Source organism: Pseudomonas sp. MWU349 (genome assembly GCF_017947325.1).
Classification (GTDB): domain Bacteria; phylum Pseudomonadota; class Gammaproteobacteria; order Pseudomonadales; family Pseudomonadaceae; genus Aquipseudomonas; species Aquipseudomonas protegens.
Map to the genome: position 1 here is coordinate 26,407 of NZ_JAFEVP010000007.1, position 23,260 is coordinate 49,666.

Consider the following 23,260-nt stretch of genomic DNA (forward strand, 5'->3'; position numbering starts at 1 on the left):
ATGTTGGTAATACTTTGAGGGAAAGTGCTCTTGCTGTCTACTTGCCCTTGCAAGTTATTCTCTCTATAGTTCACATCGTCGCCGCACATCGGCGACCGGACGTCGCGGTCTGGAAAAACTAAGCGCACAAAGCGCCCATCACCATGTAGGCGCTTTTTGCTGCCTGGCATCGTGCTATGGCGGCTGTGTGTGGGACACCTTCGGGTGTGCCGGTTTCTTAGTTTCCGGTCCGCGAACCCGCGCACAGCTGCCACCCTTATTCGTTTCGCGGCGAAAAGTGGCAGTCAACCAAACTAAGGAAGGTACGACGCAATGACTAGCTCGCACGTCTGCAACCCCATCCCGCTCACCTGCAACGACACCGACCATCCCGTCCTCTACCTGGATGCCAACGCCTCGTTGTCCGATCTGTATACCTGCGCTCAGCAACGCATCGGCGCAGCCCGCAATCTGCTGGAAATCCTTGACTGCGCTTCTGGTGCGCAGGACCTCTCACAGATCCGCTATGCCATCGGCCTGTTGCTCAGTGACGGCTTCGATCTGCTGCGGACCTTGGGTGATAGAACCTTGGGGCAGGCTGATCCTGCCTGACCCCTGGTTGAGTAATGAAGCAACAAAAAAGGCGACGCAATGCGTCGCCTTTTTGCTTGGACCGGTCGCGTTCCAGCGATCAGCTCTGCGTCCGTTGTCCTACCTCTGCCGTTGGCCTCAGATGCGCTCGCTGACTCTTAAGAATCACTTTAGGGCCTGCTCCGAACTCCTGCGTTAGCGTCCCCTGTCTCCCGGACGGGAGGCCCTTTCACCCAAAGCAGGAGATGCCAGATGATCTCTTCCTCTCGCCTGGGCGACAGCCATGTCTGCCCGCTGCCGGGGTACGGCACCACTCCTATCGTTTCTGCTTCCAGCAACGTCTTAATGAATGGCATGCCACATCGAGGATATCCGCAAGAGGCGCAGCCTTGATCCTGGGCTATAACGGGCCTTTCGGCTGAAGACATTGATCAGGGCATCGGCATACTTGCCGGGGGGATTCGCCCTCTCATCGAGGAGCGCTCGCAATAATGGCGGGACTCGGTACTCGACAAAAAAGAGGCGCTCCGCAGAGCGCCTCCCCATGCCGGTTACTGCTCGCTGACCGGCTTCGAATCAGCAGCCTCAGCTCCCCCGATCATGATGCGTTTAGGCTTCGCTTCCTCCGGTACAACCCTGAGCAGGTCGATGCTCAGCAGACCGTTGGTGAGCTTCGCACCCTCCACCTCGATGTGATCCATCAGGCGGAACGACAGCCGGAATGCCCGCTGTGCGATACCTTGATGCAGGTAAGTGACAGCTACGTCGCTTTCTCGCTTGTCACCGGTGACGGTCAACACACCTTTCTCAACCTGAATGTCCAAATCCTCTTCGGCCAGGCCTGCTACCGCGATAACGATCCGGTAGTGGTCATCACCGTGCTTTTCGACGTTGTGCGGAGGATAGGAAGTACCAGCCTCACTGCGAAGCGCCGATTCAAAAAGGTCGTTGAAACGGTCAAAGCCGACCGAGTGGCGGAAAAGTGGGGCCAACGAAAGGGTAGTAGCCATTGCAAAATCTCCTGAGGTTTCTCCAAGTGATTTGAGGCGCGGCCCGCATTCGGCACCGCGCAAGAACCTAGGTATGTGCCAGAAGCAAAACTTCAAGAGCCCCAAAAAATTGTTTTTATCTATCAATTTCAAAGAGTTAATCGCCGTTTTTCAATGTGGCGAAAATGCTCGTTGAGTCGCTACAGGTTCTGGCAGTGAATTCAATCAGCCGTTCTTGAGTCCCGGCAGTCCCTGAGCTTTGCGCCATTCCTTCACGGTACTGGTCACCCCCTCGGCGGAGTTATCCGCGCCGGGCTCAGGGTGGAAAATCAGGTCGTAGCCATCTGGATGGCCTGCGAGCTTGCTGAACCTTTCAAGCAACTCGCCTAGCTCATCGTCCGTCCCGCTCTTGTTGACGGTTCGTATGTTTTTCACGAAGGAAATGAATTCGGCTTCGGTAAAATCAGAAATGTCTTCCATGTAGTGCCTGTTCTCTTTCGTGAGGGTCAATGGGGTTTCGTGGGTCTTTAATCTTCAAGCTTTCTGGGTCATACGCCACCCAAGCGTCTTGGTTTGCGGGGGCACTTTCAAGGGCTCGGCTCTGGGTTCGTTATCCTGCCTCAGCCACCGACCCTCAGCGCCACTCACCGCGTTTTGAGAATCTCCTTAAGGCCCTGCCCGAACTCCTGCGCTAGGGGCCCCTGTCTCCCGGACGGGAGGCCCTTTCACCCAAAGCGCAGGATGCCAAATGATCGCGTCTTCTCGCCTGGGCGCCAGCCATGTCTGCCCGCTGCCGGGGCACGGCACTACGCCCATCGTTACCGCTTCCAGCAACGTCATCATCAACGGCATGGGCGCGGCCCGGGTCGGTGATGTCTGTGGCTGCGGCGCGGTGATTACCACAGGATTTCCTTCTGTGCTGGTCAATGGCCGGCCCCTGGCCCATGTGGGCAGCCTCACCAGTCACGGTGGCAGCATCGTCAGCGGCTCTGGCGATACCTTCGGCGGCTCGCTTTTCGCGCCCGCCGACGGCGCCGCCATCGTCAACTTCGCCACGCTGGGCTCCATCCGCGCCGATGGCTCGGTGGATGAGTCGCACATGGCCACGCTGCTGGCCGATCCGGCGCTGACGGAAAAAGCCCAGGCGGCCAATGCGCTGGTCAGCCCGTTGGCTGCCTCCACGGCGGCCCTGCAGGAGGGCGTCGAGCCGGGGTTTCATATCGTCGAGCAGCCCATGTCCCGCTCGGCACTGGAGTCCATACTCTTCTCCACGCCCGATAGCGCGGTGCTGGAGAAGTTTCGCCGCCTCAACCCGCAACTCAGCGACTACGCCAAGCCGGAACAATTGATCGTTCTCAGTGATCCGGCCAACGTCCAGTGCACCCGTGAGGAGGCCTGGCTGATGGAGGCGGCGGAGAAGGTCAACGCGGTACTGGAACCGATGAGCGATGAAGAGGCCGGTTTCCTGGCGCGCCATCGTGATCTGTTGGATTCCTTTGCCTCCCAGGGATCGACCGCACTGGGCGTCGGCGCCGCGATCTTCGCCAAGAACCTGGAGGATGTGAAAGCCTTGCTGCGGGATATCGAGAGCTTGCATCAGCGTACTTTTCAGGAGCATGGGCATTTGCGTTCTGTCGAGTTTTTTGCCGAACGCAAAAGGTTGCTGGCGCAGTTGGATACTCGGCTGACTGCCTTTACCCGCAAGGGGATCGGTTTTCCCGAGCATCCCAAGTTGAAAACGGCGCTGGGGATTTCCAGTCGCAGCCTGGTGTATCACTGGAAGCTGGCTGGTGCGCCGGGGCAGATACCAGGGTATGCGACCCACATGCAGGGGGGGGCGAGGGCTGCGAAGTATGTGAAGTACGGAGGATGGATGGGGATTGAACTTGGGGGAGGTGCTTCATACATGAAGGCTCAGGAGGTATGTAAGGCCGGTAATGTTGGGGCTTGTGAACATGTGAGATTGACAGAGGGAGGAAGCTTTATTGGGACGGTGTTGGGAGGCGCGACAGCTGGCACATTATTGACACCGGTGGCTGGACCCATTTGCTTGGCATTGGGTGTACCAAGTGCTGGAACAGGGACTTTGATATGCGGGCTTGGCGTGGTGGGAGTCGGGTCTTGGGTTGCGGGTAGCTTGGGGGGCGCGTTGGGTGAAGGTGTGGGAGAGATAGTTTATGAGAGCAGTCGATGAGTAATGAGGTATTGCGCACGATATTCCTCTATCTGGGGTTGACGGAGTTTGGGGCGCTAATTGTCTGGCTCGGAGTTGGTTTGTATATCGCATATACCGATATGGATGAGATGCTTGAGCGACTTAAAAACTGCCCCGCAATCATGAATAGAGCGTCGTTCAAGCGCGCCGGGCCAGCGGGGAAGTTGTTTCTAATGGGGAGTGTTGTTGGAGTGATTGCCTGGCCCGCGATGTACATACGTGATGGGGGCGTAAGCATCGAAGATATCAATAACTTTCCCCGACGCCTCAGAAGGAAGCTGGTGGTCTGGTACCGAGCAGGTGCAGTTCTATTGGGGGTTCTTCTTTTGCTGTGGTCTGTCGGTCAATACATGGGCTGGGTTAAGTGAGTGGTTGATGGCATTTCATCTGGTTTTGGGTGGCACAGGGGGAGCGGGGGGGGCGGGCGAGCTGACACAACCGGCCAGTGACAGCAGGCACACACCGAACAGCATTCTTTTCATGGGACTTCCTGTGCTCAAACACACCGCCTCCAGCAGGCAGTTCCGGACGCGGATCATACCCGCGACCTGTTGGCCAAAGGCGCAGATCGGGTATTGAGGGGCAGGGGGTGGGCGTCCTAGTCCTTGTCGCCATGCACCAATATCCGGCCGTCATACCCACAGCTGATCCAGCGACCGGAGCGGGTGGGGAGCACATCGGTTGCAAAGTTGTCGTGTGCGCCGATGATCGCCCCCTGCCGTGAGGGCAGGGTCCAGCGCTTGACGAATCCGTCCTCGCCGCAGGTCAGCAGCATGTGTCGCGCCTCGAAGCGCACGCGCCGCACAGGCCCGTCATGAGCGGCCAGGCAATCCAGGAGCGCCAGCCTCGGTTCGGTCGCTAGCAGGTGCACCGCGCCGTCGAGATCACCAGCGGCCAAGGTGACGCTGCCATCGGCGTCGATCCAGCTCGCCAGCGTTCTCAGGGGGCGGCCCAGATCGAGCACTTGTACGCAGTCCCGCTCCTCGGGGTGCCACAGCCTGACGGTTCCGTCCTCCGATGCGCTGGCGAAGCCACCGTCGCTCATAGGCGCGATAGCCCAGACCCAGCAGGCGTGGGCCTGACGGCTGTCAGTGGCACCTGTCGCCAGGTTCCAGACCGTCACGCGACCGTCAGCAGCCCCGGTCACGAAGCAGTCAGCGCCTAACCTTGCCGAGGACAGGACGGCCGAATCCGATGTGCCAACCAACCTTGACCTGCCGGTCGCCAAGGACCAATGCCGCACTGTTCGATCCCGCGAGTGAGAAACAAGCTCGCCAGGCGCCACGTCCACCAGACCCAGAATGGACTGTGTATGTCCGTCAAGCTGGCCCAGGCACCGGCCCTCGCGATCCCACAGCCGGATGGATGCGTCACGCCCGGCGCTTGCAAAGCCCCGGTCGCCAAGGTCGGCAAGCGCCCATACGTAGCCGCGGTGGCCCGGCTGGAAGGGGCCGTCGACGTGCAAGGATTGCTGTGGCTCGTACATCAGGTCACTGCGCATGACGTATTTCTGGCCAGCGTCCACTAAGGCGCCGGCGTGCCAGAGGGTGTGATCGAATACGATCAGGCTGCCCTTGCGCGGGCGCAGCCTGAGCGTGGCATTCCGGTTCGACATGGCGGCGGACCGTCCCTCGAAGAACAGCGTCTCTCCACCGCTGAATGCATCGTCGTTGAGATAAATCATGAAGGTCAGGCGTGACTGCTGGCGCTGGCGATGGTGTACACCATCCTGGTGGGCGCGGAACTGGGTGCCGGGCCGGTAGCGGCAGAAGCGCAGCCGCTCATTGATGCCGACCAGATGCCAGCTGTCCTCATCGATCACGGTCGCGAGCCTCGGCATCCGCGAGGCGCAGTGCTTCAAGCGTTCGAAGAGTCGCCCGGCCAGAGCTGGGTCGTCTGCCACGATCCGGTCATTATCGCGGTAAGAGGACGGGTAGTCAGACCCTGCGCTGGCGAACCCGCGCGTTTCTGTGGCTTCTATCAACGCTTCGCACTCGCTGGCCGAAAGAAACTCGTGCACCAGGACACAGCGCACCTTGTCACCCAGCGGTAGCTCGACCGAGGCCGACGCAGCAGTGGCCCCCGCCATCAGTTTTTCAGCGAAGGAATTCATCGTGATCTCCAAAGTTGGTCTGATAACCAATATTTGGAAAGCTAGGGTGTGGCAGGGTCGATGTCAATGCTAAGCTGGTTGCGCAACCAACATTGGAAAGGTGACATGGCACGGCGCTCGAACACTGATGAAAGACGCGGCCAGATCGTGGCGGCACTTCAGGCCGTCATGGCCAAGGCCGGCTACGCAGGCGCAACCATAGCGGCCATCGCTCGGCATGCGGAGCTGGCGCCTGGGCTTGTGCACTACCACTTCAAGGACAAGCGCGAGATCTTGGTGGCACTGGTCGACTCACTGGCTGGCTACGCCCGTCAGCGCTACGAGGCCCGCGCCGCTGAGGCCCAGACCGCCGAGCAAAGGCTTCAGGCCTACATTGCAGCACACCTGGCCTACGGTTCGGACGCGCAGCCCGATGCGGTGGCGGCGTGGGTGATGATCGGCGAGCAGTCGGCCCACGACCCAGAGGTGCGCGAGGTCTATCAGGCCGTGCTAGCGGCGCAGATGAAGCTTCTCAAGGGCCTGCTCCGGCAGCGGTTCGCCGAACGCGGACGCCGCGCCCGAGGGCTCGACGCGCTGGTGGCGGGCATTACCTGCTTCATCCAGGGGGCGTTCACGCTGTCCACCACGGCGCGGCCGCTGCTGCCGACGGCTTTTGCCGCACCGACGTTGATCGCCTGGGTCGAGCGTTACATGGATGGGGAAGAGGAGCGATGAAGGGAACGCCAGAAGGACACAGCCTCTTTCCGGCCGGCGCGCACGGCGCCTCCGAGGTGCCTGATGGTGTGGATTTCGCCGCCTGGGCTCGCCTCTGGGCGGCGCTTGGAGTCGGCTGCCCGCCGCGAGCAACCTATGAAGAGCTCCTTCGACGCTACCGCGAGCCCCATCGTGCGTACCACAACGGCCAGCATTTGCAGGAATGCCTCCAGGTGCGCCGACTGATCAACGCAGCCTGCCAGGCCCCCGCTGAAGTCGACCTCGCACTCTGGTTTCATGACGCCATCTACGACCCCCTTCGCAGCGACAACGAGCTGCGCAGTGCGCAATGGCTGGACGACGTGGCACGCGATAGCGGCCTGGGCGATGAAATACGACGCAGGCTTTACGGCCTGATCATGGTGACGCGACACGACGGCGCTCCAGTGTCGGCAGACGAGGCCGTGCTGGTGGACACGGATCTGGCGATCCTTGGGGCATCGACCGCGCGGTTTGCGGAGTACGACCGCCAAGTCCGTCGCGAGTACCGATATGTGCCGCTGTTTGTGTACCGCCGAAAGCGGCGCCAGGTCCTGGAGGGCTTCCTGGCACGCGGGCGCATCTATACGACCGCACCCTACTTTGATGCATTCGAACAACAAGCCCGCGTCAATCTTGCAAACGCCATCGACCGCCTCGGCTGAGGAACGGCCAAATCGGTTGCCTCGCCTGCGGGAAGCATTCCTCCTTTATCAAGCCGATCCTGGACATTCCAGATGCACCTGGGCTCATCCCGGCCGGCGTGGGAGTAATGAACATTCACCCTTGGCAACGCGAAGCCCCAATGCGTGACCCGCCCAAACAGCAGCGGTATCCCGAGCAGCGTTACGTGCCATGGCCGGCGCGTGCCAGCATGGGAGGGGAAGGGTTTCATCTCTCTCCCTTGGGCATTCTCTGGAGGCGTAGTGTCAATAGACGGACGTCTCGAAATGGAACAGCACGAAGATGCCGAGAAAAGCGCAGATAGCCGCCTGAATCCATTGGCTCGATGTCGTCGGGCGCTTGAGGAAAAACAGCAAGACCGATAGCAGCACGCAACCCAGCAGGGTCTTGATGACAGCGACACTGCTAGCAGTGAAGCCAACACTCATGAGGATTTTGCTGAGTACACCGATCGTTGCGGTCAGGGCCGCCGCGCAGAGGGCAAATAGAGCGCCTTGGCCGAAGGTGGATGGTATGGATGACGATCCCTGTCGCTCAATGGTTGTTCGATAGAATACCGCTCTACATCACTTGCCTGCGCAACGCCCCTCCCATCAGGGCTGAGCGTCGTGTCGCCCTGATGGGAGCCGTCAGCGGCTAGCGCTTGGCCATGCAATGAGCGTTGACGAAGGTTGCAGTGTGCCGCAGAGACTGGCGTATATCCGGTTTGGCGATTGCATGCCTGTTGGCAAATTGTTCGAGAGCCGCGGTATCAAATCGAGTGGTCTGGATAAAGTCCAAGGCTTCGGGTTGGGTATTCATCAATCGCGCGACGGGAGGAATACTCAGCAGCCACTTCAGCAGTCGGAGCGAAATGTGATGCTGGGGAGACTTCAAGCCCAAGGGGTGGGCCACCTGTGCCAACAGTTCTCGCAAGTTGGGCGTTTGTGCATCCAGCGCCAGCAGTTCCTGGCCGGCCATGGCCGGGTCAAAGGCACAGGCCGCCATCAGCTCAACCAGGTAATCCACGGTAACCAGTGGCAGCCAGTGCTGGGCGCTACCGGGCACTGCCGTCAGTTTTCCCTGCACCAGGTTGCGTATCAGCGCCACCAGTGGCTGGCCGTCGAGGATATGCCCCGTGCGGCTGTGGCCACAAACCGTCGCGGGGTGGACAACGGTGATCTCCCCGCCCTTGGCGGACATGAGCTCCAAGGTCGCAAAATGCGCCTCCAGCTTGCTCGCCTCGTAACCACCGACATGGCGGTAGACGGCAGGCCAGTTCGTCCGCCGCGGATAACGAGGATCGATGCCGATGCGTTGCAGATGCTCATGGTTTTTCAGCATGTAGCCGCCGATCATCACTAGCCGGCTGTTTTGCTCAGCCGCCAGCAGCGCCACCTGCTTTGCCCCTTCGACGTTCACCGCGCGAGACTGCTCCAATGACAAGCCCCAGGCGAAGTGGGCACCCAGGTGAAATACCACTCTGGCGTGCCTTAACACTTCCCGGTCAGCAGGACTCAGCCCAAGGTTATCCCGCTCCAGATCGCCAGCCATCGCAAATACCCGGCTTGCGTTTCCTCCCAAATTGACGACTTGCTCCCGCAATTCAGCCAGTCGCTCTGGGCGTCGCATCAACACCCCAACGCTGTGGCCTTTTGCGCTCAGGTGCGCCAGCAAATGTTGACCGATGAAGCCGGTACCCCCAGTGACAAAGCACTCCACGCTCATTTCCCTGTTCCTTGTTGACGGTGAGAAATCAAGCGTAAACTGTCGACCCAACTCTATGGTCAAGCGGTGTTTTCATGAAAATTGGCGAAATCGAGGCCCGCAGTGGCGCCAGCCGCCATACGCTGCGTTACTACGAGCAAATCGGCCTGATCTCACCGCAGCGGCGAACTAACAACTACCGTGTTTACACCGCGCAAACGCTGCAGGACCTGGACTTTATCCAGCGCGCGCAAAGCATGGGGTTTTCCCTGGGGGAAATAGGCCAGATCCTGAATGCGCAGCGCAACCAGCTGATCGATTGTGCCGAGGGCGCCAAGCTCATCGAAAAGAAAATGGCAGAAATCAAACAGAAAATCGCCAACTTCCAGGGCATTTATCGGTATCTGGATCAAGAGCGCGCAAAGCTCGAAGCCAGTGCTGCCGAGCAACTTGAGCTGCAGCGGCTGAACAACGCTTCCATCTGAACGCTCAGCAACTAAAGAAGGGAAAACACCCAGTCCGCCGCTCGCTGTTTGAGGCTGAAGTTCAAAGAACCAGTGGCGGGCATGAACTCAGAATCAGGCTCGGCAGGGCGTGTCGGCGCCCAGCGCGCATTCAATCAGGTGAGTTGATCGCCCAGCACAGGCAGTTGCCAGGAGTCGACTGCTATCACTACAGGAAGGCACTTTCACATGTCATACCGACTGGCCATTTTCGACTTTGACGGCACGCTCGCTGATTCCTTTCCGTTCTTTGTTTCAGTGTTTAACCAGGTTGCTGACAGGCACGCATTCAGTCGGATTCACCCACAAGAGTTGGACTGTCTGCGCAAGCTAGGGGCGCGCGAGATCATGGCCCATCTGGGAATGCCCCGCTGGAAGTTACCCATGGTGGCGCGAACCTTCATGAGCCTGATGAAGAAGCATCAAGGCGCGATCCCACTGTTTGACAACATTGCCCAGACCCTGAGTCATCTTGATGAGAAGGGGCTGATTCTGGCTGTGGTGTCTTCCAACTCGCGAGAGAACATCACGCACATTCTGGGCGCCAGTTGTCGACATATCCGGGCCCTCGAGTGCGGCGTTTCCATTTTCGGCAAGGCGTCTCGCTTGCGCCGTGTCATGCGCCAGTTCGATGTCGAGCGAGAACAGGTTATCTACATCGGCGACCAGCCTATGGATGGTGAAGCCGCAGCGACTGCCGGTATCGCCTTTGGCGCGGTCGCCTGGGGATATGGAGCATACGATGCATTCCACCGTCTTCAGACCCAAGAGTGGTTCGCCGATGTGAGCGAGTTGCGGCGGCTATGCGCGAAATAGGTTGTGCGGCGTGTGGTCTATGTCAGCGCCGCGCCGCGGTTGGGCACAAGGCTCAGCGCCTGGATGAAAGCAGTTGGAACCGTGATCAGCAAACCCCGTACTACCGCTGGAAAATCCTCTCTGAGCGCGCCGCCTGGCGCCACAGCACCTTCGACAAGCGCGCCCAACTCATCTAGGCGTGCAGGTGCTTTTTCAAGAACGACCGGGTTCGTTCGTGAGTGGGGTTCTGCAGGATCTCTTGTGGCGCGCCTTCCTCGACCACCACGCCACCGTCCATGAAGATGATCCTGTCGGCCACTTCGCCCGCAAAGCGCATTTCATGGGTGACGATCAACATGGTCATGTGTTCGGCGGCGAGTTGCTTCATGACCTGGTTGACCTCTTCCACCAGCTCGGGGTCCAGCGCCGAGGTGGCTTCATCGAACAGCATGACCTTGGGGCGCATCGCCAGGGCCCTGGCAATGGCCACGCGCTGTTTCTGCCCGCCGGACAGGCGAGAAGGGTACTCGTCGAACTTGTTGGCCAGGCCGACTTTCGACAGGTACTCCATGGCCAGCTCGCGAGCGGCTGGCCGGGTCAGCCCTTTGAGCTTGACCGGGCCGAGGGCGATGTTTTCATGCACGGTCAGGTGCGGAAACAGGTTGAAGTGCTGGAACACCATGCCCATCTGCTGGCGCACGCTATTGATGTGCTGTTCAAAGGCTCGACCTTTCAAGGGCCGGTTGACGTGTTCGCCTTCCAGCCAGATCTCCCCCTCGTTCAGCACTTCCAGGTGGTTGATCGAGCGCAGCAGGGTGCTTTTGCCCGAACCACTGGGGCCGATGATGGCGATGATCTGCCCGCGCGAGACAGACAGATCGATGCCTTTGAGCACTTCAAGTGCGCCATACGCCTTGCGCGCGCCCTTGACTTCAACCATGAGCTTTTCGGTGGTCATCGTGACATCTCTACCTTGGTTTCAAGAAGGTGCAGGCCGGCTTCCAGGACAAGATTGACCGCGTAATAAATCACCGCGACGGCCAGATAGAACTCGAACGGGCTGTAGGTTTCGCTCACGGCGCGCTGGGCGCTGTAGACCAGTTCGGCAATGCCGATGATCGACACCAGGGAGGTGTCCTTGAGCAGCACGATCAGGTTGTTGCCCAGGGGCGCCAGGGTACTGCGCAGGGCTTGCGGCACAATCACGTAGCGCTGGGCCTGGCTGCGGCTCAGGCCAATGGAGCGCGCGCCTTCAATCTGCCCCGGGTCGACCGACAGGACTCCGGCACGAATGACGTCGGCGTTGTAGACGGCGAAGTGCAGGCTCAGGCCGATGATGCCAGCGATCAATGCCGGGATATCGATCCCCACTTGCACCAGGCCGTAATAGATCAGGTACAGCTGAAGCAGCAAAGGTGTGCCCATCAGCAGCCAGGTCAGGAAACGAATGGGCAGGGAGACCAGTTTGGGGGTGTAGAGCACGATCAGGGCAAAGGCTATTCCGGCAATCAGGCTCAATACACTGGAGCAGAGGAACAAGACGATGGTCCACCAGAGCCCGGTGGCCAGCAGCTCGGAATAGGGGGGCACGATACTCAGGTCAAGGCTTGGCATGGAGGCGTCTCACTTGGCCGCGAAGCGTTTGTCGAGGTGGTCGACCAGCAATCTGACCGTGTAGACCATGGCGATGTACAAAATGGCCGACACCATGAAGATCTCGAATGGCTTGTAGGTGGAGCTGATAAAGCGCTGCGCCGTGTAGGAGAGTTCCACCACGGAGATGGTCGACACCAGGGCCGAGCCCTTGATCAGCGCAACCGCATTGACCCCCAGTGGCCTGATCATCAGCTTGGCGGTTTGCGGAAGGGTGATCAGCCACAGGGTCTGGCCCTTGCCGAAACCGATTGAACGGGCCGCTTCGACCTGGCCGGGATCGACGTTGCTGATGGCGCCGCGAATGGATTCGGCCATGTAGGCCGCAATGTTCAGGCCCAGGCCGATGACACCAGCGGAAAATGGCTCCAGCTCAAGGCCGATCTGCGGGCCGCCAAAGTAGAGAAGGAAGAGTTGAACCAGGCAGGGCGTGCCGCGAAAAACGCTGACGTAGACCCTGGCCAGGCAGCGAAGCAGGAAAAAGCCGGACAGCCGGGCCGCCACCAGCACGATGGCCACCAGCAGGCCCAGCAGCAGTGCCAACAGCGAAACGTGCACCGTGACCCAGGCCGCCTCCAGAAAAAACGGCAGGGTGCGCTGTATGAGTGTCAGATCCATGGGCAGGCTCGAAAAGGTCAGGTTGAGCGGCCCGACCCCAGGTCGAGCCAGGCTGAAGAGGAGTCAGCGAATGTCCTTGCCGATCCACTGCATCGAGATCTTTTCGTAGCTGCCATCGGCGAGCATGTCGTTCAGTGCCTGCTGCATCGCGGCCTTGAGCTCGGGGTTGTTCTTGCGCAGCGCAATGCCCATGCCTTCAACTCCGCCGTCACTGTCGGGTGGGGTGATGATGCGCACTTTCTGCCCGGTTTCCTTGACGGCCACCAGCACCGGAACGCTGTCCATCACCAGCGCGTCGAGGCGCCCGGCTTCCAGGTCGACCAGCATCTCGGGAAGCCCTTTGTAGGTCTTGACCTTCAGGTTGCCCCGCGCCCTGGCCCATTTGTCGTGGGCATCGCCGAGGGTGACGCCCACCGTCACATCCTTCAGGTCAGCCAGGCTGTTGATCGGCGAGCCTTCCTTCACCACGATGGTGCGGCCGGCGTGGTAGTAGGGGCCCACGAAATCCACGGCCCTCAGGCGCTCAGGGGTAATGGTCATGGAGGCGATGATGGCGTCGTATTTCTTGGCCAGGAGCCCGGCAATGATCCCGTCGAAGGGCGTGGTGACAATACTGACCTTCACCCCAAGCCGCTGGGCCAGGGCTTCGCTGATGGAGGCGTCGAAGCCGACGATCTGGTTCTGCTCGTTGGCAAAGCTGAAGGGCGAATATTGCCCGCTCATGGCGATGCGAATCTCTTTGGATGCCTGGATCGATTGCAAGTCGTCAGCCTGAGCGGCGGCGGGGCAGAGGAGCGCCGCGGCGGCGACGGTGGATGCGGCAAGCAGACCCTTGAGCGTTCTGGTTAGCATGGGATGGCACCTTTGAAGAATTATTATTTTTTGTTGTGGGCTCTTCACCCTGGCCTCGGGAAAAGCTTTGCACAGGCCAATGCGCAAAGCACCCGGCAAGGTGTCCGCGTGCCGGACACATTGCCGGAGTTGGCCGACATTATGTCGGCCAGCCCGGTTTGGGGCGCTGCGGCCCCGATCCTGTCGCTCTAGCGCAGTGCCGCCTTGAAGCTTTCGTCCAGGACCTCAAGCAGGAAGTCGGCGTTCTTCTGGCTGAAAATCATCGAGGGGCGCATTTTCAGTACGTTGTCGTAGGGGCCTTCGGTGCCGATCAGAATGCCGCGCTCCCGGGCACCATCGGCGACCTTCCTGGCCAGTTGCGTAGCGGGCGCCTTGCTCTTGCGATCGGTGACCAGTTCAATCCCGAGGAACAGCCCCAGGCCACGTACGTCGCCAATGGCATCGTAGCGCTGCTGCAGGGTGCGAAAGCCATCGAGCAAGTAGTTGCCCACCGTCAGTGCGTTGAGTTTCAGGTTGTCGCGCTCAATCACATCGAGAACGCTGAGCCCCACGGCACAGGAAACCGGGTTGCCGGCGAAGGTGTTGAAGTACTCCATGCCATTGTTGAAGCTGTCGGCGATCTCGCGGGTGGTCACCACTGCCGACATCGGGTGCCCGTTGCCAATGGGCTTGCCCATGGACACCGCATCGGGCACCACGCCCTGGGTTTCAAAGGCCCACCAGTGGCTGCCCACTCGACCAAAGCCGACCTGGACTTCGTCGGCCAGGCACAGGCCGCCCTCGGCACGCACCATGGCATAGACCTCCTGCAAGTAGTTTTCCGGGAAAAACAGTTGCCCGGCGACGCTGGGAATGGACTCCGCCAGAAAGAACGCCGGGGCCCGGCCCTGCTTGCGCATGCTATCGATCTGCTCGGCGACACTTTGCGCGAAACGCTTGCCCAACTCTTCGAACGGCCAGTGATCCGCAGCGCGGTAGGCATCCGGCACGGCCGCCTCGAATACGTGTTCTGCACGGCCTTTGCCGGCCTTGCGCTTGTACTTGTAGGGGCTCAGGTCGATCAGCTCCTGGGTGGTGCCGTGGTAGGCCCAATCCAGCACGATGGCGTCGTTGCGCCCGGTGTGATTGCGCGCCATGCGCAGCATCAGGCTGTTGGCTTCGCTGCCGGAACAGCCGAAGGAGGCCACCGCCAGGCCTTTGGGCAGGGTCGCGGTGAGGCGTTCGGCGTACTCGACGATGTTGTCGTGCAGGTAACGGGTGTTGGTGTTCAGCCGTGACGCCTGGCGTGCAAGCGCTTGCACCACATCGGGATGGGAGTGGCCCAGGTGGCAGACGTTGTTGAAGCAGTCCAGGTAGGCCCGGCCAAAGTTGTCTATCAACCAGACCCCATCACCGCGCACGAACTTGATCGGGTCCGAGTAGGAAATCGACAAGTTGGGCAGCAGCATTTCCTTACGCTTGGCCACGATTTCCGCTTTGCTTCTGCCTTCCTGGCTGTAGGTTTCCGGGGGGATTCCGGCCAGGGTCGAGGCATCCGGGAACAGGTCGGCCCATACCTCAAGGTAGGCGCGCTCACCAACGCCGATGAACTCGCTCGCTTGCAGCTGGGTATCGGTGGACATCTGGAAGTGCACATGGGGCAGCCAGCCGCCGTTTTCCGTGTCCGCGCCCATGTGGCCCACCAGGGCGCCCGCCTCAAGACGGTCCCCGGGCTTGAGGCGGGTCAGCGCTTCGTGGGCCATGTGCCCCCACAGGGTCAGGAACGGCGGGCAGCCCTCAGGCGAATGCTTAAGCATGATCAAGCCGCCATAGCCCAGCGGTTCACGCTCGACCTCGACGCTGCGCACTACGCCGGCAAGCGGTGTGTACAGCGGTGTTCCGGCCGGCATGATCAAGTCGACGCCCAGGTGAATGATCCGACGTTGCCCTGCAATGAAGCGCGATTCAAATGCCGCGTCGGTGTAAATGGTCCGTTCTTCGCCCCAGGGGCCGATGCCCAGTGGCACTTGATGTTCAGCCGCGAAATCGTTCCACCATTTCGCCGCCTCTGCCGGACGCTGCTCGGCGGAGGCGACCGTCAGCACATGGGCGGCATCGGCGAACGGCACAATGGCCTTGTTCAGGGTCGCCGCCGCCGGGTGCACGATGTCCGCGAAGGAGTGGCGGTTTTCATCCACCCAGCGGCGAACCGCCCCGGCGCCTTCTATTGCGTCATAACCGCAGGCCTTGCGCAGGATCGCCGTCGCCAGGCGCGGGTTCATGCGGTCCATTTTTTCCAGCAGGCGCCAGGCCGGGGCTTCGCTGATGGCCAGGTAAGGGTTGTCCTGGGTCTGCTCGTGGCGCGAGGCCGACAAGGTGACGCTGATGACCAGGCGCATGGCGATCAGGTTGAACAGCACGTCCAGCTCTTGCGGCTGCAGCGGGTAGCGCTCGTGGAAACCGGCGGTGAGGGCGGCGGCCGCGCCGATGGGGTCCTCCATGTCGAGAATGGAGTAGGCGCAGGTGATGGCGACTTCGGCAATCAGCACCGTATGCACGGCATCGCCAAAGTCGATGATGCCCGAGACCTGCTGATGAGTCTGCGGGTTGACGAGGATGTTCCAGTCATTGCCGTCATTGTGAATGACCTGCGTGCGCAACCGCGCAAGCCTGGGTTGCACCGTGTTTTCGAACGCGGTGATGAAGCGCTCCAGAATGGCGCGTCGGCCAGGGTCCTTGACGAAATGCAGGCGCGATCTGGAGCGCGCGGCGTGCCGCAGGTCCCAGTCCAGGTCGCGCACCGCACCGGGATGCATGAAGCCCTGCAACGCACGATCCATGTCGGCGAACGACTGGCCCAGGCTGCGCATGAGGGCGAAGGTGCGCTTGACCTCGGCCAGGGGAGTGCCGTGCAGCCAGCTCACCAGGCGCACCGCATGGGTTTCACCGGAGGGCGCCACGGCCGAGGCGAGGAAGCCACCGGCAAGGCTCTTCTTCAGCTGCGGCACGGCAAGCTCGGGGTTGTAGCTGGCGAGGTGGCTGAGGATGGCCGTCTGCAGCTCGCTTTCAGTTCGCGGTTCACTCGAATTGACCACCTTCAGAATCCATCCCGCATCGCTTGCAGTGTTCAACCGGTAGTTGCAGTCGCGCTCGCCATCCAGGGGCGAGGCCGTGGCGACGACATTGAAAAGCTGCTCGGCCAGTTGTTCGGCATCGCGGGGCGAGAACTGCGGGGCGGGATGGGAAAGGTTGGTCATGGTAATGGTTTTCCAAGTTATTGTTTTCAGTTAGCTTGGCATGCGAAATCCTTGGCGGCAGTAGGTATGCGGTCGGCATTGGCCTGCATATTGTCGGAATCGACCGGCACAAATTCGGTAGTCAAAGTGAGGAGTCTTGATGCGCGACCTGGACGTGAAAGATCGCGAAATACTGGACATTCTGTCTAAAGAAGCGCGGATCGCCCTGAAGGCCCTGGCCGCGAGAATCGGACTGTCCAGAAGCGCCACCAGCGAGCGTGTCCTCAACCTTGAGCGCAATGGCGTGATCAGGGGCTACCGGGCGGATATTGGCGAAATCGACGCCAACGTGATTCGCGCCATGTTCCTGGTGTGCCTGAAGCGCACGCCGGCCATCAGCCTGCTGGACATGCTGGCCCAGCACTCCCAGGTGCGACGCATCTCTTCGGTCAGTGGCCAGCTGGACCTGGTGATCGAGATCGAATCACGCACCATTGATGACCTAAACCGAGTCCGGGATGCCGTAGCCAGTCATGAGTCGGTCGAGGACATCACCACCGCCGTGGTGCTTCGGCGCGACATCGACCGGCAGACTTCCTGATTCTGCGACACGAAGAGCGGGCGGGATGTGCCTGCGGGAAGTGCCGGGCGCACCCGCAAAAGCTCTGAAATGCCCGCTTGGCGCCCGTCCCCGACAGCCGGATGTATGAGGGCGGGCCCATTCTCTTGCGGCAATCACCCGCTTCCTACCCTGTACAACGCGCATCGCAAAATCATAAAATGAGAAGCATTATCATTAATGCGAATCTGCCATGCACAACCACAGCCTCTCTTCGCCCGTCGCCCAGTTGTATGCGAACCATCACGGCTGGCTGCGGGGCTGGCTGCACCGGCGCCTGGGGCACAGTGCCGATGCCGAGGACCTGGCCCATGACACCTTTATCCGGGTGCTGCGCTCCCAGGAGGATGTGCGTGAGTTGCGCCAGCCCATGGCGTTCCTGGCCACCATTGCCAACGGCCTGCTGATCAATCGCTGGCGCCGCCAGGCGATCGAACGGGCTTATCTGGAAGCCCTGGCGGCGCGGCCAGTGGGGGAGGAGCCTTCGCCGGAGGAGCGGCACCTGATGATCGAGACCCTGTTGCAGCTGGATGCGCTGCTGGTGGGGTTGTCGTCGCGGGTGCGGCAGATTTTCTTTCTGTCCCAGCTCGATGGCCTGACCTATCCGCAGATCGCCGCGCAGTTGAGCCTGAGCGTGGCCCAGGTGCAGCGGGCCATGGGCAAGGCCTTCAGTGTCTGTTACGCGAGCCGTTTTGAATGAGTGGCGCCGCGGTCGATCCCCGGGTGCGGGACAGTGCCATCGATTGGCTGGTGCGGATGCAGTCCGGGCTGATGAGCGCCGCGGACCATCAGGCCTTGCAGCAATGGCGGCAAGCCAGTGCCGAGCATGAGTACGCCTGGCAGCGGGTCAGCAGCTTGCCGCTGATGCTGCAGCCGGGGGCCGAACTGTTGGCCGATGCCACGGCGCGCCGGGCGTTGCAAGCGGCGGGCGCCGATCCGCAGCGACGGCGACAGGTGCTCAAGTGCCTGCTGGCTTTGGGGCTGTTGGGGGGTATTTCCTGGCAGGGGGCGGATTCCACCCTGGTGCGCTCAGCCCTGGCCAGTTATCGCACCGGCGTCGGCGAGCGACGCCATTGGGCCCTGGCCGACGGTGGCTCGCTATGGCTGAACACCGCCAGTGCGGTGAACCTGGACCTGAGCGCCCGGCAGCGCAGCCTGCAATTGATCGAGGGCGAACTGGCCCTGGACACCCCGGCGGGCTCTGCATCCCTGCAACTGTCGACCCCGGATGCGGTGCTCCATAGCCGTGGTGCCAACCTGCTGGTGCGTCACGATCGCCTGGGCACCCAGGTGACGGTGTTGCGCGGGCTGGTGCAGGTGAGCGCACGGCAGCACCCAGCGCCGCTGGCATTGCAGGCCGGCTGGCAAACCCGGGTCGATGGCCGGGGAGCAGGGCGGCCAAGCCCCATCGATACGTTTCTGGCCCAGGCCTGGATGCGCGGCATCCTGCCCGCCGAGCGCATGCGCCTGGATCAGTTGCTGGCAGAGCTGTCGCGCTATCGCCCGGGCTTCTTGCGTTGCAGCGAAGCCGTGGCGGGCCTGCGCGTAACCGGCAGTTTCCAGTTGGACGACACCGATGCCGCCCTGGCCCTGGTAGCCAATACCTTGCCGGTGCGCATCGAGCGAAGAACCCGTTACTGGGTGACCGTGGTGCCGGCCTGAAACTTTTTTTTCACCGGCGCGATAGTTTTTTCGATCTGGCTTGGCCTTCAGGTATTACCCACCGGCACAGGTGGGTTTCGATCCCTAGGAGCCCTGCATGATTTTCCCTGCTCGTGTCTTGCGTACCCATACCTTCGGCCTGCTGTTGCTCGGTTTGCAGCCGCTGTGTAGTGAAGTGGCGTTGGCTGCCGGCGAGCGTCACTACAGCATCGGCGCCGGTCCCCTGGACCAGGTGCTGTCGCGCTTTGGCGCCGAGGCGGGCATCAGCATGGCCGGCAGTGCGCTGCTCACCGCAGGCAAGACCAGCCAGGGCCTGCAAGGGGATTTCAATACCGAGGCGGGCTTGAACCAGCTGCTGGCGGGCACCGGCCTGGGCTACGTGCGCCAGGCCGACGGCGGCTATGCCTTGCGCCTGCGCCTTGATGCGGTGTCGCTGCCGACCCAGAAGGTCAAGGGCGAAAACCCTGACGAGCAAGAGGTGTACCGGGCACCGCGTTCATCGGTGTACATCTCTGCCGACGACCTGCAGCGCTTTGGCGTGGTGTCGGTGGGGGACATGCTCAAGGGCCAGCCCGGAGTCCAGGTCGGTGACAGCCGCAATGGCGGCGGCCTGGATGTGAACATCCGCGGCATCCAGGGCCAGAGCCGGGTGGCGGTGACGGTGGACGGTTCGCAGCAGGCGCTGGATGTCTATCGCGGTTATGCCGGGACCCAGCAGCGCAGCTACATCGACCCGGACATGATCAGCGACATCGCCATCGACAAGGGCCCGAGCCTGACCTCCAGTGCCATAGGCGGCACGGTGAAGATGCGCACCCTCGGGGTCGGCGACATCCTCAAGGACGGTCAGACTATCGGCCTGCGGCTCAAGGGCGATGTCTGGAACAACGGTGTGGCCCCGGCCTCCCGCGATCCCCATTCCAAGACCCAGGACCTGTACTCGGAGCCGCACCAGAGCCGCGGCGGGTTGTTCGGCTCGCAGGCCGAGTCCGGCAGTGCCGCATTTGCCTACACCCATGAATTCTTCGATGTGGTGGCGGCCTACGCCCATCGCAACCAGGGCAACTATTTCGCCGGCAAGAAGGGCCAGGATCGCTACCGCACCTATGACCGTTACGGCGATGAAGAGACCAGCGTCGCCACCACCTACAACGCCGGGGAAGAGGTGCTGAACTCCTCGTCCAAGACTGAATCCTGGCTGCTCAAGACCACCCTGCGCCCGGCGGACGGCCACACCTTCGACCTGGGCTACCGGCGCTATGACGGACGCATCGGCGAGATCATGCCCTCGGACATCTTCCGTTTCGGCACTGGCGGCATCTACCAGTACCCCCTGGGCCATACCCAGATCGACACCTACACCGCGCGCTACAACTACTTGCCCTCGGGCAACCCGCTGGTGGACCTGACCGCCGACCTGTGGATGACCGATGCGCAGACCAGCCAGTTGACCGCCGTCTCGGCGCCGGCGTCCCAGGCCTACCGTTCGGACCGCAGCTGGAGCCGCCAGGCCGATCGCCGGGTGGGCGGTGGCCTGGCCAATACCTCGCGTTTCGAGACCGGCTACGGCGACGTGAAGCTGGACCTGGGCAGCTCGTTCCAGCTGGAGGAACTGCGCCCGCAGAAAAGCGTGGCCACCACCCAGGACGATATCAACGCCAACCGCATGCTGCGCGAAGGTTCGCGGCAGGAGTTCAGTTTCAACGGCAAGCTGGAGTACAAGCCGGTGGACAGCCTCACCCTGTGGGGCGGCGGGCGCTACACCCACTATCGCAGCAAGGATCACGTGCCCACGGCCACGGCGCGTCGCGAGGAACGTGACCTGCGCTACCTGCGGGTTTCCAACGGCGACAATTCCGGCAACATGATGTGGTTCCCCGACCAGAACGGCCAGTACACCGACGCCACCGACCCGCGCCTGAACAACGGCATCGTCTTCCAGAACACCAACTTCCCCTTCGAGGGCGTGCGCTACAACGACTTTGGCGCCACCGACTCCACGGTCTATCCGTCCCAGGTCGGCGAGGTGGTCACCGGCTACAACTACTCCGGCAAGAACAGCAACAGCGGTGGCGCCTTTGCCCCGGCCTTCGGTATCAATATCGAAGTGCTGCCGGACACCTTCGTATATGCCTCCTACACCCAGGGCTTTCGCATGCCGTCGCTGTTCGAAACCAGCCAGGGCGTGCAGCAGACGATGCCCGGCAAGGGCCTCAAGCCCGAGCGTTCGAGCAACTGGGAGATCGGCGCCAGCACCCTGCAAAAGGGCCTGCTGGTGGATGACGACTCGGCGGCGTTCAAGCTGGCCTACTTCAACAACACCATCAAGCACTACATCACCCGCTACTACGACCCGAGCCCGGGCCTGTGGGGCCTGATGCGCTTCAGCAACACCGACAGCTACAAAACCAGCGGCCTGGAACTGCAGACCCGCTACGATGCCGGGCGGGTGTTTGCCGACCTGTCGTCCACCTACTACCTGAAGACCGAAACCTGCGACGCGGCTTTCGCGGCCACCCTGCGCGCCACCAGCAACCCCTACCAGAAAACCGCCGACACCCCGGACTGCACCCCGGGCAGCTTCATGGGCTCCTACACCAACACCCAGAACCCGCCACGCTTTGCCGGCAACCTGACCACTGGCCTGCGCTTCTTCGACCAGAGCCTGACCCTCGGCATGCGCATCACCTACACCTCCGGCCCCACGGTTACCGCCGACAAGCCCTGGCAGACCGGCGCCACCACGCCGCAACTGAATTACCGCGAAGTGGCGCTGTTCGATCTGTTCCTCAACTACAAACTGAAGGAAGACGCCAGCCTCAACGTGTCGCTGCAGAACCTCACCGACCGCTACTACCTGGACCCGCTGGCGCAGAGCTTCATGCCGGCACCGGGGCGCACGCTGCGGGTGGGGATGCAGGCGAAGTTCTAGGGGGCGGGCAGCCTTTTTACGGACCAGGCAGCAAGGTGCGGCCTTGGCGCGCCGACCTGTTACTGCGGTGGATCGACGCAGTAAAGTAGGCCGCTTTCGCCCCCATTGGCCGGCACTCGCCCCTGACCTGGCCGGTATTGCCAAAGGGATCTGGCCCTCGCTGCGTTACAGATAAGGATATCCAATGAAGCCCCTGGTAAAGCGCCTCCGCCCCCTGGCTGTTCTGGTTTCAGTCACGCTCTTGAGCGCCTGTGCCCCGCTGGGCCGTTCCGACCTCAATGGCAGCGCCACGCAGAACCCGACCAACCAGCTCCTGGAAATCATCGATGGCGCGACCCGGGACGGTATGTCCGTGGTGCTGGTGCCGGCGCTCATGCCCAACAAGAGCGTGACCGACCTCTCCAGCTATTCCCATCGCGTGATCTTCAGCAACAAGGACCAGCCGGGCCAGGGCTACATGCAGTCCTTCGCCAATAACGACCTGGAGAAAATCAAGGAAACCGTATTTCTCTGGGATTTCCTTGAAGTGCACATCGTCCCGCCGGGAACCTACCTGATGTCCGGCGGCATTGATTACCGGATCGACAGCAGCCTGGCCCAGGTAGGCGCCGCGAAAGGCCAGCCGGCCAGCAGTGCCCGTGGTTCGGTGGACATGTCTGCGGTGCTGTATCGCCAGTTCGTCAAGGAACAATACTGGCGCGACGCTTCCTACGCGGATACCACCCACACCCAGAATGTCTGCAGCGCCGTGCATGTCGCCTCCGGCCAGTGCGTGGCCTGGCAAGAGCAGCAATACAACACGCGCCGGCAGGTGTCGGAAGGCGGTTGGACCGAAGGCACCAAGATCCGTGATGTCCAGTCCGTCAAGTTGAAGGCACAGATCCCCGACGCCTACGCGCCCCTGGCCTTCAGTATCCAGCCCGGCCAGATACTGCTCAGCGACCGCTTCCACCTGAAGACCCCGGCCGTGAGCTACGACAAGCAGACTTGCAAGGCTATCGACCCGCAGAACATCAAATGCGCACTGCGGGATATCCAGGTCTACGTGAGGCCGGCCCCCGTGGAGCTGGTCAAGAAGTTCAGCGACAAGGAGCTGGCGAATGTCAACGACACAGGCCGCCGGGTGCTGGCGCGTATCGAACCGATGAAAACCCGCCTGCAAGGGGACACCGGCATGGAAGACCTGGTGTGGGGCATCCCGGTTTCCCTGAAGAAAACCGCCAGGTAAGGGGGGGGCGGAGAACAGCGCGCAGCGCCACGGGCCATTTCCGTCAGGGCGCTCTCGGGCAGCTCGGCCAGTGAATTGACCCGGGATCGCGAGCCCAGCATCAGGTAGCCGGGCAGGGCGGACGACAGGTGATGATTGAGCACCCAATGGTCGGTTTGCAGAATGATGAACTCGGGGGCTATGCCCACCTGCTG

Annotated in this window: 21 protein-coding genes and 2 pseudogenes; 12 read left to right on the forward strand and 11 right to left on the reverse strand. The window is 61.6% G+C overall.

All coding sequences use genetic code 11. The features are described from left to right. Positions 1–312 precede the first annotated feature (312 nt). Entirely contained in the window at positions 313–591 is a 279-nt protein-coding gene (locus tag KCG88_RS25720; RefSeq protein ID WP_210713401.1) for a hypothetical protein, read from the forward strand. 530 nt (positions 592–1,121) lie between these two features. On the opposite strand, the gene KCG88_RS25725 is transcribed toward KCG88_RS25720, so the two are convergent. Together KCG88_RS25725 and KCG88_RS25730 are read right to left on the reverse strand one after the other, a co-directional pair. Continuing rightward, positions 1,122–1,580 carry an Hsp20 family protein gene (locus KCG88_RS25725; protein WP_210713402.1) on the reverse strand — a complete coding sequence of 153 codons (459 nt, stop codon included), beginning with the start codon at positions 1,578–1,580 and terminating at the stop codon, positions 1,122–1,124. A gap of 204 nt (positions 1,581–1,784) precedes the next feature. After that, positions 1,785–2,039 carry a bacteriocin immunity protein gene (locus tag KCG88_RS25730; RefSeq protein ID WP_210713403.1) on the reverse strand — a complete coding sequence of 85 codons (255 nt, stop codon included), beginning with the start codon at positions 2,037–2,039 and terminating at the stop codon, positions 1,785–1,787. A gap of 268 nt (positions 2,040–2,307) precedes the next feature. Here KCG88_RS25730 and KCG88_RS25735 point away from each other — a divergent pair, with 268 nt between their 5' ends. Together KCG88_RS25735 and KCG88_RS25740 are read left to right on the forward strand one after the other, a co-directional pair. After that, positions 2,308–3,753: a PAAR domain-containing protein gene (locus KCG88_RS25735; RefSeq protein ID WP_210713404.1), complete on the forward strand. Its 1,446-nt coding sequence runs from the start codon at positions 2,308–2,310 to the stop codon at positions 3,751–3,753. Next, entirely contained in the window at positions 3,750–4,142 is a 393-nt protein-coding gene (locus tag KCG88_RS25740) for a hypothetical protein (protein ID WP_210713405.1), read from the forward strand. The genes KCG88_RS25735 and KCG88_RS25740 overlap by 4 nt, the downstream gene beginning before the upstream one ends. Before the next feature lie 230 nt (positions 4,143–4,372). On the opposite strand, the gene KCG88_RS25745 is transcribed toward KCG88_RS25740, so the two are convergent. Next, the gene (locus tag KCG88_RS25745) at positions 4,373–5,887 is read right to left on the reverse strand and encodes a 2OG-Fe(II) oxygenase (protein ID WP_210713406.1); all 1,515 of its coding nucleotides are present in this window, start codon (positions 5,885–5,887) and stop codon (positions 4,373–4,375) included. 105 nt (positions 5,888–5,992) lie between these two features. Here KCG88_RS25745 and KCG88_RS25750 point away from each other — a divergent pair, with 105 nt between their 5' ends. Together KCG88_RS25750 and KCG88_RS25755 are read left to right on the forward strand one after the other, a co-directional pair. Further along, on the forward strand, positions 5,993–6,601 hold the full coding sequence (locus KCG88_RS25750) for a TetR family transcriptional regulator (RefSeq protein ID WP_047336372.1): 609 nt from the start codon (positions 5,993–5,995) through the stop codon (positions 6,599–6,601). Continuing rightward, complete coding sequence (locus KCG88_RS25755; protein ID WP_210713407.1) at positions 6,598–7,284, forward strand: hypothetical protein; 687 nt, start codon at positions 6,598–6,600, stop codon at positions 7,282–7,284. The genes KCG88_RS25750 and KCG88_RS25755 overlap by 4 nt, the downstream gene beginning before the upstream one ends. Before the next feature lie 267 nt (positions 7,285–7,551). On the opposite strand, the pseudogene KCG88_RS25760 reads toward KCG88_RS25755, so the two are convergent. Then, positions 7,552–7,818, reverse strand: a pseudogene (locus tag KCG88_RS25760) (EamA family transporter); the annotation flags it as partial. Between the two features lie 121 nt (positions 7,819–7,939). After that, positions 7,940–9,010, reverse strand: a complete 1,071-nt coding sequence (locus tag KCG88_RS25765; RefSeq protein ID WP_210713408.1) for an SDR family oxidoreductase — start codon at positions 9,008–9,010, stop codon at positions 7,940–7,942. Positions 9,011–9,084: 74 nt separating this feature from the next. On the opposite strand from KCG88_RS25765, the gene KCG88_RS25770 reads away from it, so the two are divergent. Then, a complete protein-coding gene (locus KCG88_RS25770) occupies positions 9,085–9,474 on the forward strand; it encodes a MerR family transcriptional regulator (RefSeq protein ID WP_047285771.1) in 390 nt (129 codons plus the stop codon). A 207-nt stretch (positions 9,475–9,681) separates the two neighbouring features. After that, complete coding sequence (locus KCG88_RS25775) at positions 9,682–10,308, forward strand: HAD hydrolase-like protein (RefSeq protein WP_210713409.1); 627 nt, start codon at positions 9,682–9,684, stop codon at positions 10,306–10,308. A gap of 172 nt (positions 10,309–10,480) precedes the next feature. Here KCG88_RS25775 and KCG88_RS25780 read toward each other — a convergent pair whose 3' ends face one another. The 5 genes from KCG88_RS25780 to KCG88_RS25800 all read right to left on the reverse strand — a co-directional run bounded on the left by KCG88_RS25780 (position 10,481) and on the right by KCG88_RS25800 (position 16,646). Next, complete coding sequence (locus KCG88_RS25780) at positions 10,481–11,245, reverse strand: amino acid ABC transporter ATP-binding protein (protein WP_011060657.1); 765 nt, start codon at positions 11,243–11,245, stop codon at positions 10,481–10,483. Then, positions 11,242–11,901 (reverse strand): amino acid ABC transporter permease, encoded by a 660-nt coding sequence (locus KCG88_RS25785; protein ID WP_047285776.1) that lies wholly within the window; start codon positions 11,899–11,901, stop codon positions 11,242–11,244. Before KCG88_RS25785 ends, KCG88_RS25780 begins: the two co-directional genes overlap by 4 nt. A 9-nt stretch (positions 11,902–11,910) precedes the next feature. After that, positions 11,911–12,558 carry an amino acid ABC transporter permease gene (locus tag KCG88_RS25790; RefSeq protein WP_047285778.1) on the reverse strand — a complete coding sequence of 216 codons (648 nt, stop codon included), beginning with the start codon at positions 12,556–12,558 and terminating at the stop codon, positions 11,911–11,913. 63 nt (positions 12,559–12,621) lie between these two features. Next, positions 12,622–13,410: an ABC transporter substrate-binding protein gene (locus KCG88_RS25795; protein ID WP_210713410.1), complete on the reverse strand. Its 789-nt coding sequence runs from the start codon at positions 13,408–13,410 to the stop codon at positions 12,622–12,624. A 188-nt stretch (positions 13,411–13,598) separates the two neighbouring features. Next, the gene (locus tag KCG88_RS25800; protein WP_210713411.1) at positions 13,599–16,646 is read right to left on the reverse strand and encodes an aminotransferase class III-fold pyridoxal phosphate-dependent enzyme; all 3,048 of its coding nucleotides are present in this window, start codon (positions 16,644–16,646) and stop codon (positions 13,599–13,601) included. A 139-nt stretch (positions 16,647–16,785) separates the two neighbouring features. Here KCG88_RS25800 and KCG88_RS25805 point away from each other — a divergent pair, with 139 nt between their 5' ends. The 5 genes from KCG88_RS25805 to KCG88_RS25825 all read left to right on the forward strand — a co-directional run bounded on the left by KCG88_RS25805 (position 16,786) and on the right by KCG88_RS25825 (position 23,066). Then, the gene (locus KCG88_RS25805; protein ID WP_011060662.1) at positions 16,786–17,226 is read left to right on the forward strand and encodes an Lrp/AsnC family transcriptional regulator; all 441 of its coding nucleotides are present in this window, start codon (positions 16,786–16,788) and stop codon (positions 17,224–17,226) included. Between the two features lie 211 nt (positions 17,227–17,437). Then, positions 17,438–17,944 carry a sigma-70 family RNA polymerase sigma factor gene (locus KCG88_RS25810; RefSeq protein ID WP_047285786.1) on the forward strand — a complete coding sequence of 169 codons (507 nt, stop codon included), beginning with the start codon at positions 17,438–17,440 and terminating at the stop codon, positions 17,942–17,944. Further along, positions 17,941–18,906: a FecR domain-containing protein gene (locus KCG88_RS25815; RefSeq protein ID WP_210713412.1), complete on the forward strand. Its 966-nt coding sequence runs from the start codon at positions 17,941–17,943 to the stop codon at positions 18,904–18,906. The genes KCG88_RS25810 and KCG88_RS25815 overlap by 4 nt, the downstream gene beginning before the upstream one ends. A gap of 97 nt (positions 18,907–19,003) precedes the next feature. Then, entirely contained in the window at positions 19,004–21,838 is a 2,835-nt protein-coding gene (locus KCG88_RS25820; RefSeq protein WP_210713413.1) for a TonB-dependent receptor, read from the forward strand. Positions 21,839–22,022: 184 nt separating this feature from the next. After that, entirely contained in the window at positions 22,023–23,066 is a 1,044-nt protein-coding gene (locus KCG88_RS25825) for a hypothetical protein (protein ID WP_047285792.1), read from the forward strand. Between the two features lie 35 nt (positions 23,067–23,101). Here KCG88_RS25825 and KCG88_RS31010 read toward each other — a convergent pair. After that, positions 23,102–23,254, reverse strand: a pseudogene (locus KCG88_RS31010) (HIT family protein); the annotation flags it as partial. Positions 23,255–23,260: the final 6 nt, after the last annotated feature.

What these genes read in the sequence shown, in the direction of transcription:
- KCG88_RS25720 (WP_210713401.1), top strand. Translation starts at nt 313, where the DNA reads ATGACTAGCTCGCACGTCTGCAACCCCATCCCGCTCACCTGCAACGAC.
- KCG88_RS25725 (WP_210713402.1), bottom strand. Translation starts at nt 1,580, where the DNA reads ATGGCTACTACCCTTTCGTTGGCCCCACTTTTCCGCCACTCGGTCGGC.
- KCG88_RS25730 (WP_210713403.1), bottom strand. Translation starts at nt 2,039, where the DNA reads ATGGAAGACATTTCTGATTTTACCGAAGCCGAATTCATTTCCTTCGTG.
- KCG88_RS25735 (WP_210713404.1), top strand. Translation starts at nt 2,308, where the DNA reads ATGATCGCGTCTTCTCGCCTGGGCGCCAGCCATGTCTGCCCGCTGCCG.
- KCG88_RS25740 (WP_210713405.1), top strand. Translation starts at nt 3,750, where the DNA reads ATGAGTAATGAGGTATTGCGCACGATATTCCTCTATCTGGGGTTGACG.
- KCG88_RS25745 (WP_210713406.1), bottom strand. Translation starts at nt 5,887, where the DNA reads ATGAATTCCTTCGCTGAAAAACTGATGGCGGGGGCCACTGCTGCGTCG.
- KCG88_RS25750 (WP_047336372.1), top strand. Translation starts at nt 5,993, where the DNA reads ATGGCACGGCGCTCGAACACTGATGAAAGACGCGGCCAGATCGTGGCG.
- KCG88_RS25755 (WP_210713407.1), top strand. Translation starts at nt 6,598, where the DNA reads ATGAAGGGAACGCCAGAAGGACACAGCCTCTTTCCGGCCGGCGCGCAC.
- KCG88_RS25765 (WP_210713408.1), bottom strand. Translation starts at nt 9,010, where the DNA reads ATGAGCGTGGAGTGCTTTGTCACTGGGGGTACCGGCTTCATCGGTCAA.
- KCG88_RS25770 (WP_047285771.1), top strand. Translation starts at nt 9,085, where the DNA reads ATGAAAATTGGCGAAATCGAGGCCCGCAGTGGCGCCAGCCGCCATACG.
- KCG88_RS25775 (WP_210713409.1), top strand. Translation starts at nt 9,682, where the DNA reads ATGTCATACCGACTGGCCATTTTCGACTTTGACGGCACGCTCGCTGAT.
- KCG88_RS25780 (WP_011060657.1), bottom strand. Translation starts at nt 11,245, where the DNA reads ATGACCACCGAAAAGCTCATGGTTGAAGTCAAGGGCGCGCGCAAGGCG.
- KCG88_RS25785 (WP_047285776.1), bottom strand. Translation starts at nt 11,901, where the DNA reads ATGCCAAGCCTTGACCTGAGTATCGTGCCCCCCTATTCCGAGCTGCTG.
- KCG88_RS25790 (WP_047285778.1), bottom strand. Translation starts at nt 12,558, where the DNA reads ATGGATCTGACACTCATACAGCGCACCCTGCCGTTTTTTCTGGAGGCG.
- KCG88_RS25795 (WP_210713410.1), bottom strand. Translation starts at nt 13,410, where the DNA reads ATGCTAACCAGAACGCTCAAGGGTCTGCTTGCCGCATCCACCGTCGCC.
- KCG88_RS25800 (WP_210713411.1), bottom strand. Translation starts at nt 16,646, where the DNA reads ATGACCAACCTTTCCCATCCCGCCCCGCAGTTCTCGCCCCGCGATGCC.
- KCG88_RS25805 (WP_011060662.1), top strand. Translation starts at nt 16,786, where the DNA reads ATGCGCGACCTGGACGTGAAAGATCGCGAAATACTGGACATTCTGTCT.
- KCG88_RS25810 (WP_047285786.1), top strand. Translation starts at nt 17,438, where the DNA reads ATGCACAACCACAGCCTCTCTTCGCCCGTCGCCCAGTTGTATGCGAAC.
- KCG88_RS25815 (WP_210713412.1), top strand. Translation starts at nt 17,941, where the DNA reads ATGAGTGGCGCCGCGGTCGATCCCCGGGTGCGGGACAGTGCCATCGAT.
- KCG88_RS25820 (WP_210713413.1), top strand. Translation starts at nt 19,004, where the DNA reads ATGATTTTCCCTGCTCGTGTCTTGCGTACCCATACCTTCGGCCTGCTG.
- KCG88_RS25825 (WP_047285792.1), top strand. Translation starts at nt 22,023, where the DNA reads ATGAAGCCCCTGGTAAAGCGCCTCCGCCCCCTGGCTGTTCTGGTTTCA.